This is a genomic window from Desulfoconvexum algidum, assembly GCF_055382125.1.
Window position 1 is genome coordinate 3,507,452 of record NZ_AP042394.1, and the last position, 11,467, is coordinate 3,518,918.

Consider the following 11,467-nt stretch of genomic DNA (forward strand, 5'->3'; position numbering starts at 1 on the left):
AAAGGCTTTGACCATACACCGCGGGATGTTAGCCAAAGCCTTTGTGTCTGTCAATAGCAGGCTTTAAAAAGAAGGGTTTAAATCAGTTTAAAACATTGCGCAATCTCAATACCGAACACTCTGCATTTTTAACGATCTTCTGGGCACAATTTTGTGAAAATGCCTCATTAATCCTGCGCCGATGGTTGTGGTAAACCACAATCAGGTCTGCGCCCCATTTCTCGGCCATCTTCAAAATCTCTTCATAATGTTTTCCCACCATCACCTTGTGGGTAACCTTTGTGGCCCCCTGGCAGTTTTCTTCAATAAATTTTTCCAGGGACGCTTTAAAATGATTCCTGGCTTCGGTTTTTATCTCTTCGGTGACATAGGATGCGACGATGGGCATGGTAAAACCCGGCATCACACTGACAATCTTGATCTCGGCACCGCTCAGCGAGGCAAGTTCCGCTGCATTGTCATAGACAGCCTTGGAGGTCCTCGGATAATCGATGTCTATGGGAACCAGTATTTTATTAAACATGAGCTCTCTCCTATGGGGTTGATTTAAACTATTGCAAGTCGATTCCTGCGCCGTTTTTGGAGCCAATAAATCAGGGCCAGGAGCCCCAGACCGGGAATAAACATTAGCTGCTTGGGAGGTCTGTCTGCGGGTATTTTCACCAATAAAACCTCCTGGTCAAAATCCACCCCCATCTTTTCAGCCTTGCTGCCAAACACCACATTGTCCACCCAAACCTTTCCCTCTTCGGTTCGAACCTCAAACCCGATTTCATCCAGCCGTTCAACCCCGGTTTGACCATTACCAACCGTCAACATCATGGATTTGGTGTATTCTTTCCCCCTCATATTTTCCCCCTTGATTCTCAGACGAAGCAAGGAGCCCGGCTCCATGGTTTCAACCATCTGCACCAGTTCAACCCCGGGTTTTTCCACAAAGGGTGCATAAAACTTATCCCAGAAATATCCGGGTCGGAACAGGATAAAGGTCACCAGCAGCAGGGCAATGGTTTCATAGAACCGGCTCTTCACCAGGAAATAACCCTGGGTGGCAGCAGCAAATGCCAGCATCGCAATGACAGCTGTAACAACGACAATCACCAAGTGGTACCAGGTGCCGATACCGATCATCAGAAGCTCTGTGTTAAAAATAAACATAAAGGGCAGGATGGCAGTTCTGATATCATAGGTAAACCCCTGGATCCCGGTCCGGATGGGGTCCCCACCGGAGATGCCGGCAGCGGCAAATGCTGCCAACCCCACAGGCGGCGTATCGTCCGCCAGAATCCCGAAATAGAACACAAACAAATGAACCGCAATCAGAGGAACGATGAGCCCGTTCTGGGCCCCCAGATCCACAATTACCGGTGCCATCAGGGTGGACACCACAATATAATTGGCCGTGGTGGGAAGGCCCATGCCGAGGATCAGACTTATTATGGCAGTGAAAAACAGGATGAGCATCAGGTTACCGCCCGAAATAAACTCCACAAATTCGGTCATGACAAGACCAATGCCCGTGAGGGTAACGGTTCCCACCACAATACCTGCGGCAGCCGTGGCAACCCCGATGCCGATCATGTTTCGGCCGCCGGAAACAAGGCCGGTCACAAACTCATCAAAGCCGCGTTTGAAAGAAAATTCTTCTCCGCCAACCTTGCGGATAAACCCTTTCAAGGGCCGCTGGGTCAGCACAATGACAATGAGCAGCATGGTGGCCCAATAGGCGGACAAGGAGGGGGAAAGCCGTTCAACGGTCAAACACCACATGAGCACCACAATGGGGAGTAAAAAATAAAATCCTGCCTGGGCCGTGGATCCAAGATCCGGCAACTCATTGATGTCATGGGTGACCGGCAGTTCCGGGACCTTACAGGCAACCCAGAGCAAAACAAAATAGGAGACTGCCAAAAGCCCTGATACCGCATAGATGGTGGCGGATCCTGCAACGGTTTTTATCCAGCCAAGGCCGTAATAGGTTGCCCCGCCGATGATGATAATGGTCAGAATGGTCATGACAAAGGAGAGCAGTTTCTGGGCCAGGGTTTTGTTCACCCGGCGCGGCATGCCCTCAAGCCCCATTTTACAGGCTTCAAGGTGAACGATATAAACCAGGGCGATATAGGAGATAATGGCCGGCAAAAAAGCATGTTTGATTACCTCCACATAGGAGATACCCACATATTCCACCATGAGAAAGGCGGCCGCCCCCATGACCGGCGGGGTCAATTGACCATTGGTGGACGCGGCAACCTCAACGGCGCCCGCTTTTTCAGCCGAAAACCCGACCTTTTTCATCAATGGGATGGTAAAGGTTCCCGTGGTCACCACATTGGCGATGGAAGATCCTGACACAAGACCTGTCAGACCGGAGGAAACGACGGCTGCCTTGGCAGGCCCTCCCTTCATATGGCCCAAGCCTGCATAGGCCGTCCGAATAAAATAGTTGCCAGCCCCGGCGGATTCCAGGAGGGATCCAAACAGGACAAACATGAAAACCATGCCCGTGGAAACCCCCAGGGCCACCCCGTAAACCCCTTCAGTGGACAGCCAATAATGGTACATGCCCTTGGCAAGGCTTGCTCCTTTGTGGGCAATGACATCGGGCATATGGGGCCCGCCAAAGGTATAAATGATAAACACACAGGCCACCACCATGAGCGGAGGCCCAAGGGCCCTTCTGGTGGATTCCAGCAGGAGCACAAGTCCGATCACAGCCACCACCAGATCCAGGGTGGTGGGATCTCCGGGACGGTCAGACAGCTGCGCATAGAATATATACAAATAGGATGCACAAAAGGCGGCCACAAAAGCTAAAAACCAGTCCTGAAGTGGGATATAGTCCCTGGGAGAAGATTTGAACGAGGGGTAGGCCGTATAGGATAAAAACATGGCAAACGCCAGATGGATGGCCCTGGCTTCCGTAGCATTGAGAACAAAGATATTGAATATAAAAGGCAGGGGAGATGCATACCATAGCTGGAACAAGGTCCAGGCCAGGGGAACAAAGAAAAGGACTCGTTTAGGAATCGTGCCGACGGGATTTCGTGCGCCTGTATCCGCCTCGGCAATCATCTCCTGCAGGTCATCCGGAGATGCGGGTGCTGTATTTGCTTGGGTCATTGTGACGATTCCTCCATGGGGGAAAGGGTAACTTTAGTACGGACAATGCAAGTATTTCACCATAAAAACCGATAAAAGTGTGCGGCCAGAATAGCCGCACACTTTTAAGCGCTTACATCGGACAGGTCTTACATCAGTCCGGCTTCTTTGTAATATTTAACGGCACCGTCATGGAGGGGAGCTGACAGACCATCTTTGATCATTTCTTCTTTTTTCAGGTTTGCAAAGGCAGGATGCAGTTTTTTGAACTGGTCAAAATTTTCAAAAACCGCTTTTGTCACCTGGTAAATGATATCATTGGAAACCTTGGCAGAGGTAACAAAGGTAGCGCCCACACCAAAAGTTTTGGTATCGGTATCTGTTCCGCGATACATGCCGCCGGGGATAGTTGCCATTCTGTAATAGTCATTGTCACTCACCAGTTTATCAATCACAGGACCGTCCACCGTAACCATGACAGAGTCACAGGAAGTTGTGGCTTCTTTGATGGATCCTGACGGATGACCTACCGTGAATACAATGGCATCTATTTTATTGTCGCAAAGGGCTGTTGACTGTTCCGCAGATTTGAGCTCGGAGGCCAGTTTGAAATCATCCTTGGTCCAGCCCATGCCCTTCATGACGATTTCCATAGTACCGCGTTGTCCAGAACCGGGGTTACCGATGTTGACCCGTTTGCCTTTAAGGTCCATGAAATTTTTAATGCCGGAATCCGCTCTTGCGACTACGGTAAAGGGCTCGGGATGAACTGAAAAAATGGATCTTAAGTCTTTGTTGGGTCCTTTTTCTGAAAACTTGCTGGTGCCGTGATAGGCATGGTATTGCCAGTCTGACTGGGCAACCCCCATGTCCAGTTCGCCGGCTGCAATGGCATTGAGGTTATAAACAGATCCACCGGTACTTTCTACGGAGCAGCGGATACCATGTTCTTTTCGGCCTTTGTTCACAAGCCGTGCGATGGCGCCGCCCGTGGGATAATATACACCGGTCACACCGCCGGTGCCGATGGTGGCAAAGATCTGATCAGATGCCTGCACAGGTGCTGTTGCCAAAAAAAGACCCATTCCAAAAACTGCTGCAATAGCAATAACCAATAACTTTCTCATCCTAAAACCTCCAAAAAATTAAATATTAAAAAGTGTCGACCGCCATATAAAATATTAAAAAGCGCTCTTACGCCTGGCCCTCCCTTTTTTCCCATATATTAAAAAAACATACGAATTAAAATTACATATATCTTTCCATCAAATTTAGAACATTCTTTATTTCGACACCAATTTCATGGCCGTATGGTCCCAATGCCCATACCCTGCAACCTGACAAATACCCACCCCCTGTTGAATGGGTATGGTGGTTGCGTCAATTTGATCATTTGCTCAATTTTGAGGATTTCATCAATTCCATCTGAGCATATTTTTGGGTTAGAATCAACACAAAACCTACCCTTTTCGCCTTTTTTTGTAAACCTATTTATTTTATAGAATTTCCCCGGTTGTTTTTCCCTTAAAATAATTTTTTTTTTGCCTTATTTGCTCAAAGTTCTTATGGTAAATAACAAGCCATTGTTAAATTCGCCCATGGGCGGCGTTAAAAATTACCAAACCTTTGTTTAGACTCAGGTTCATTTGTTTAACCAAAAACCTGTCAGAATTTGAAGAATGTCATCCCTACATTTTTCCAAGGACCTCTATGAACCCCGTTATCAAAGCCTATATAAACGATAATCACCCCCAGATGTTTGACCTGCTCAAAGAACTGGTCTGTATCCAGAGCGGATCTTTGAACAAAAAGGGCATAGACCAGGTCGGAGAACGAATTGCGACTGAAATGGAAGCCATGGGATTTTCCTGTGAATTTCAAAAAGAGACAAAATACGGCAACCACCTCATTGCCAGAAGTCCCGACCCAAATAAATCGGGCCCAAACAAATCTGGCCTCAAAAAAAATGGCCCCCAAGGTACAGGCAATGACCAAAAAACAAATCAAGAAAAACGGCAAATCCTGATCACAGGGCACATGGACACGGTATTCCCAGTGGATACCGCCTTTAATTTTTATATGGAAGATAAAAACAGCTGTTTTGGGCCGGGGGTTGCCGATATGAAAGGTGGTCTTGTGGTGGGTATCTTTGCCCTCAAAGCCTTGTGCCACGCGAATCTGATGCACAAAAACCCCATCACTTTTATTTTTAATTCCGACGAGGAAATTGGTTCCCCTTCTTCCCGGGCCCTCATCAAAAGGGAAGCTGACAAAAGCCGCTTCGCCTATGTGCTTGAAGCCGGCGGCCTTGCAGGCGAAATTGTTACCGGCCGCAAGGGAAATATGTCCATCCGCCTTGGGGTGGAAGGCGAAGCAGGCCATGCTGCCTTTGCCGGCAAAGACAAAGCCAGCGCCATTCTGGAGCTGGCCCATAAAACCATTGCCATTGAAAAGCTCAATGACCCGGAACGAGGGATAAGTGCCAACGTTGGAACCGTTGAAGGGGGCCTGGGTCCCAACACCATTGCCCAGCACGCAAAGGCCGCCATTGATTTCAGATTTTTATCCGCTGGAGAAGATGAAATTTTAAAAGCAAAACTTGAAAAAATTGTTGCCTGCCAAACCATTCCCGGAACCCGTTCCCAGATGACCGTTACCAGCGGCCGTCCGGCCATGCCCCAGAACCCCGCCAACACAGAGTTTTTCAACCGAATAAAAATGATGGCCGATGAACTGAAAATTACGGTGAAACCTGAGCTGAGACAAGGGGTCTCCGATGCCAATATTATTGCCCTGGCAGGAATCCCCGTGATTGACGGATTGGGGCCCATCGGTGCAAAGGACCACAGTGAAGATGAGTACATCCAGAAATCAAGTCTTGCTGAAAGGGCCATCCTCTTTGGCAATATACTTGCCTGCATTGAATAGCCGGAACAATAGGGAGGATAGACGCGACCGAAACGAAATTAGTAAATAACCCGGGTGGTTTTGGCATCAAACAAATGCATTTCGTTGAGGTTAAGGCCCAGGGTTATATCCTCGTTCGACCTTAACATCTGTCTTCCTTCACTCCTGGACATGAGTCTTATTCCATTGATATCCACATGAAGATGGGTTTCATTGCCCAGGGGTTCAACCACCATGACGATCCCGGGAAATTTCCATTCTTCAGGAAGATTGGGTTGGGTATCCGCCGGCGTGATCTCTTCGGCGCGAAGGCCAAACACAACCGCCTGATCATGGGTCAAACTTGTGCCCTCTTTATCCGGAACGGGAATCTTGAGACCTGTTTCAAACAAAACAAAGGTAAGGTTCTCTTGTTTAAAAATTTTACCGTCAACAAGGTTCATGGGAGGCGTGCCGATGAATCCTGCAACAAAGGTATTTGCAGGATGCGAAAAAAGTTCAAGGGGGGTTCCCACCTGTTCGATGTATCCATCCTTGAGAACCACAATCCGATCCGCCAGGGTCATGGCTTCTACCTGGTCATGGGTCACATAAATCATGGTGGAATCAACCCGTTGGTGCAGCAATTTAATTTCGGCTCTCATCTGAATACGAAGCTTGGCATCCAGGTTTGACAAGGGTTCATCAAAGAGAAAAATTGAGGGTTTCCTGACCATGGCTCGTCCCATGGCAACCCGCTGGCGCTGTCCCCCGGAAAGTTCATGGGGTTTTCTGAGCAGGAAATCTTCAAGCCCGAGAATAGTGGCGACCTCTTCGACCCGCTGCCGAATTTCTTGCTTGGGTGTTTTGTTCAGCTTTAACCCAAAAGACATATTACCAAATACATTCATATGGGGGTACAGGGCATAGTTCTGAAACACCATGGCAAGGCCCCGATCCTTTGGTGCAATATCATTGACGATGGTATTATCGATTGAAATCGTGCCCTCGGATATTGTTTCAAGTCCCGCAATCATCCGAAGAACGGTAGATTTACCACATCCTGAGGGGCCCACAAGAACAATGAACTCCTTGTCCTTTACATCCAGATTAATGCCGTGGATCACCTGTGTTTTGCCATACTTTTTGATAATATTTTTTAATTTAAGCTCAGCCATGTCAATATCCTGATTCCTATTGTTTTTTAATAATTTTATGCCCATAAAACAACAATTATTACTATTATGCAAACCCTTTTCAAAATCAACTTAAAAAAGAGGATAAAAGTTCAGTTTAACCTTGACTCTTGGCCGATATCCGAATAAATCTGAGTTAACATGGTATGACTGATATATTGACACTTTTAATTTGGACTGTTCGATAGAAAAAGCCCTAACAATTTTATAAGGAGAAATATTAAATGAAACTCACGAAATCCTTTGTATTTTTAATCATTGCCCTATGTCTTGCATTGCCCGCATCGGTATTTGCTAAACCCATTACGATTAACTGGTGGCATGCCATGAGAAGCGCCCGGGGTGAAATCGTTGAAACAATGATCCAGGAGTTTAATGCCTCCCAGTCAGAATACAAAGTTGTCGGCACCAACAAAGGCAACTATGATGAAACAATGAATGCGGGAGTTGCAGCGTTCAGGGCAAAAAAACAACCCCATATGCTCCAGGTTTTTGAAGTGGGGACCCAGACCATGATGATGTCCGGAGCCGTTTATCCTGTTTACAAACTGATGAAGGACTCAGGATTTGACGTGGACTGGTCCCGGTATCTCCAGGCGGTCCTTTCCTATTATATGAATGCCGACGGGAATCTCATGTCCATGCCCTTTAATTCTTCCACACCGATTATGTATTACAACGTGGATATGTTTAAAAAAGCCGGCATTGCCCCTCTGTCAAAAACAGAACCCATCACCTGGGATGAACTGGGTGAAATCACAAAGAAAATTGTCAGTGCCAACATAGCTTCGGCCGGTATGGTTACAGCCTGGCAGTCCTGGACCCAAATTGAAAATTACAGCGCCATTCATAACATTCCCTTTGCCAGTAAAGCCAATGGATATGAAGGCCTTGACTGCGAGCTTGAAATTAATAACCCCATGGTGGTAAATCATATCACCCGGCTTAAATCCTGGGCTGATGACAATCGCTTCATGTATGGCGGACAAAAATACCAGGGTCCAAAATCCGAATTTATCGCCCAGAATGTAGCGGTTTACATTGATTCCATCAGCGGAATTGCCAAACTCAAAAAAGCGGTCAAGGATTTTAAATGGGATGCGGCTCCGCTTCCGGTTGAGGCAAACACCAAAAAATTACAGAACTCTATCATTGGCGGTGCCTCCATATGGGTCCTCAATGGACATTCAGATGCTGAATATAAGGGAGTTGCCACTTTCTTAAAATTCCTATCCAGTAATAAGATGCAAGAATACTGGCACAAGGAAACCGGATATTTCCCCATCACCATTGACGCCTATGAAAGTTTGAAATCCAAGGGCTATTATGATAAAAACCCCCTCCAGGAAGTGGGCATCCATCAGCTCAACCGTGCCATCCCTACCAAAATATCAAGGGGACTGCGCCTGGGTTACTTTGTTCAGATCAGAAACATTATCAATGAGGAACTCGAGCAGGTCTGGAATGGAAAAAAATCTCCCCAGGAAGCAATGGATAGTGCTGCCGCCAGAAGCAACATCCAGTTGAGAACCTTTGAAAAAACCTATGAATAAATAAGATGTGCAGGGAGTCGGGTAATTTGTCTGATCTTTTTACCCGGCTCCTTTTTTAGTCATGCCCTACATAACATCCGGATAAACAAACACTGAGCCCATGATAAAACGGTCTTTCTTTAAATCAAAATATTTGCCCTATCTGCTGATTTTACCCCAGATGGTCGTGACCCTGACTTTTTTCTATTGGCCGGCCATCCAAGGTATTATCCAGTCTTTTCTTCTCAGTGATCCCTTTGGAAGAAAATCCACCTTTGTATGGTTTTATAATTATCGTGAATTGTTTACAGACCCCCTCTATCTGAAATCAATTTTCATCACCTGTACCTTCAGCATTGCTGTTGCCGCTGTCTCCCTATCCCTGGGACTTTTCATTGCCACCATGGCCAACAGGGCACTGAAAGCAACGGCATTGATAAGAACCCTGCTTATTTGGCCCTATGCGGTTGCACCGGCCATCTCGGGTATCATGTGGCTTTTTTTGCTCCATCCTTCCTATGGGGTTGTTGCTTTAGGCATTAAAAACTGGATGGGGATTGACTGGAATCCGGTTCTTTACGGAAATGATGCCATGGTAATGATCGTCATGGCCAGTGCCTGGAAGCAGATCAGTTATAATTTTGTATTTTTCATGGCAGGACTCCAGGCTGTTCCCAAGTCCTTGATAGAAGCTGCCGCCATTGACGGCGCCAGCCCCTTGAAACGATTCTGGTTCATTACATTCCCTTTGTTGTCTCCGACCTTCTTTTTTTTAACGGTGATGAATATTATTTATTCTTTTTTTGAAACATTTGGTATTATTCACACCGTGACCCAGGGAGGACCCGGCGGTTCCACTAATATTCTGGTCTACAAGGTTTACCAGGATGGATTTGTGGGCTTAAATCTAGGATCTTCAGCAGCCCAGTCCGTTGTGCTCATGACCCTGATCATTGTTATCACCTTTCTTCAATTCAGGTTTGTTGAAAAAAAGGTACAATATGGTGGATAAGACTTATGGTTGAAAAAACCCCCTTACTTGATTTTTTTACTTATACATTTTTAATACTGGGAATATTCATTGTAGGATTCCCCATTCTTTATAGCCTGATCGCAGCGACCCTGCCCCTGGAAGAGGTATCCAGGGTCCCCATGCCTATGATCCCGGGAGACCAGTTTTTTGTCAATATGCACGAAGCCTGGACAAGGGGACATCTGGGAACCCAGATCTTAAATTCCTTTATCATGGCATCGGGTATCACCCTGGGCAAAATTGCCGTGTCCATGATCGGGGCCTTTTCCATTGTTTATTTTGATTATAAATTCAGGGTGTTTGCCTTTGCATCGGTTTTCTGCACATTGATGCTCCCGGTGGAGGTCAGAATACTTCCCACCTACGAGATGGCGGCAAATGTGCTTGCCCCCCTCCAGGCTCTGTGGGATCTTCTGCACTTGAACGGCCTTGCATCCTGGGTCAGCGGCCATGACATCGTGGTCAGTTTAAACTGGAGCCTGCTCGACAGTTATACAGGCCTTGTCCTTCCCCTGGTTGCATCGGCAACCTGCACTTTTTTATTCCGTCAATTTTTCCTGACTATTCCCGAAGAACTGTGTGAGGCAGCAAAATTAGACGGGGCCTCCCCCATGATGTTTTTCAGGAAAATTCTTTTGCCCTTGTCAAAAACCAATATTGCCGCCCTTGTGGTCATTGAATTTGTATATGGGTATAACCAATACCTCTGGCCCCTGTTGGTGACGACTAATCCCAAAATGACAACGGCTGTTATTGGTCTTCAAAATCTCATCCCCCAGGCTGACGATCTTCCCGAATGGAATATTGCCCTGGGAGCTGCCCTCCTTGTCATGCTGCCCCCTGTTCTGGTGGTCCTGTTCATGCAAAGATGGTTTGTAAAAGGCCTGATAGAAAAAGAAAAATAGAATGAAACCCCTGGAAGAATTCCCCAAAGAAAAACGGTCTGCCATAGCCTATGTACTCACGGACATAGATGATACCATTACCCTTGAAGGCCGAATACCGGCAGTGGCTTTCCAGGCCATGGAAACCCTTAAAAATGCCGGGATCTGCGTTATTCCCGTTACGGGCCGGCCCGGCGGATGGTGCGATCATATTGCCAGAATGTGGCCGATTCACGGAGTTGTGGGTGAAAACGGGGCATTTTATTTTGTCTATGACGCCGTAAATAAACGAATGATCCGCAGGTATTTTAAAACAGATCTGGAAAGGCAAGCGGATCAAATAAAACTGACCGCCCTGGGACAAAAAATTCTCACCGCCGTTCCCGGTTGTGTTATCTCGGCGGACCAGGCTTATAGGGAAGCAGACCTTGCTATTGATTTTGCCGAAGATGTCCCGTCTCTTCACCAGAATGATATTAAGGCCATTGTGGATATTTTTGAACGACACAATGCAACGGCCAAGATCAGCTCAATCCATGTAAACGGCTGGTTCGGGGCCTATGATAAACTGACCATGACAAAACTTTTGTTCAAAGAAATATTTAAAACAGATCTGGATACCATCAAGGAAAAGGTTGTTTTTGTGGGAGACTCTCTCAATGACGAACCCATGTTTGAATATTTCCCCAATGCCGTAGGGGTTGCCAATGTGCAAGATTGCTGTGACAAGCTTGTTTTCAAACCTGCCTGGATCACAACGTCAAAGGGAGGACTTGGATTTTCGGAACTTGCAAACTGCCTTGTTCCCTAAGCTCCTTTCCTCCCATCAGCCTT

At 46.8% G+C, this 11,467-nt stretch carries 9 protein-coding genes; 5 read left to right on the forward strand and 4 right to left on the reverse strand.

Annotated features, from left to right (window positions below; translation table 11 throughout):
* Positions 1–82: 82 nt before the first annotated feature.
* From ACZ45G_RS16060 to ACZ45G_RS16070, 3 genes are all read right to left on the reverse strand, one after another.
* Positions 83–523 (reverse strand): universal stress protein, encoded by a 441-nt coding sequence (locus tag ACZ45G_RS16060; RefSeq protein ID WP_464171468.1) that lies wholly within the window; start codon positions 521–523, stop codon positions 83–85.
* Positions 524–546: 23 nt separating this feature from the next.
* A complete protein-coding gene (locus ACZ45G_RS16065; protein ID WP_464171470.1) occupies positions 547–3,123 on the reverse strand; it encodes a TRAP transporter permease in 2,577 nt (858 codons plus the stop codon).
* Between the two features lie 128 nt (positions 3,124–3,251).
* Positions 3,252–4,229 (reverse strand): TAXI family TRAP transporter solute-binding subunit, encoded by a 978-nt coding sequence (locus tag ACZ45G_RS16070; RefSeq protein WP_464171472.1) that lies wholly within the window; start codon positions 4,227–4,229, stop codon positions 3,252–3,254.
* Positions 4,230–4,812: 583 nt separating this feature from the next.
* Between ACZ45G_RS16070 and ACZ45G_RS16075 the strand changes: the two genes are divergently transcribed.
* Complete coding sequence (locus ACZ45G_RS16075) at positions 4,813–6,030, forward strand: M20 family metallopeptidase (RefSeq protein ID WP_464171474.1); 1,218 nt, start codon at positions 4,813–4,815, stop codon at positions 6,028–6,030.
* A 38-nt stretch (positions 6,031–6,068) separates the two neighbouring features.
* Here the strand turns inward: ACZ45G_RS16075 and ACZ45G_RS16080 are convergent, their stop codons facing one another.
* On the reverse strand, positions 6,069–7,166 hold the full coding sequence (locus ACZ45G_RS16080; protein ID WP_464171476.1) for an ABC transporter ATP-binding protein: 1,098 nt from the start codon (positions 7,164–7,166) through the stop codon (positions 6,069–6,071).
* Positions 7,167–7,408: 242 nt separating this feature from the next.
* Here ACZ45G_RS16080 and ugpB point away from each other — a divergent pair, with 242 nt between their 5' ends.
* From ugpB to ACZ45G_RS16100, 4 genes are all read left to right on the forward strand, one after another.
* Positions 7,409–8,737 (forward strand): sn-glycerol-3-phosphate ABC transporter substrate-binding protein UgpB, encoded by a 1,329-nt coding sequence (gene ugpB / locus ACZ45G_RS16085; protein ID WP_464171478.1) that lies wholly within the window; start codon positions 7,409–7,411, stop codon positions 8,735–8,737.
* A 100-nt stretch (positions 8,738–8,837) separates the two neighbouring features.
* Positions 8,838–9,728, forward strand: coding sequence for an ABC transporter permease subunit (locus ACZ45G_RS16090; RefSeq protein ID WP_464171479.1), 891 nt, complete (start codon positions 8,838–8,840; stop codon positions 9,726–9,728).
* 5 nt (positions 9,729–9,733) lie between these two features.
* On the forward strand, positions 9,734–10,654 hold the full coding sequence (locus ACZ45G_RS16095) for an ABC transporter permease subunit (protein WP_464171480.1): 921 nt from the start codon (positions 9,734–9,736) through the stop codon (positions 10,652–10,654).
* Position 10,655: 1 nt separating this feature from the next.
* Positions 10,656–11,444: an HAD-IIB family hydrolase gene (locus tag ACZ45G_RS16100; protein ID WP_464171482.1), complete on the forward strand. Its 789-nt coding sequence runs from the start codon at positions 10,656–10,658 to the stop codon at positions 11,442–11,444.
* Positions 11,445–11,467: the final 23 nt, after the last annotated feature.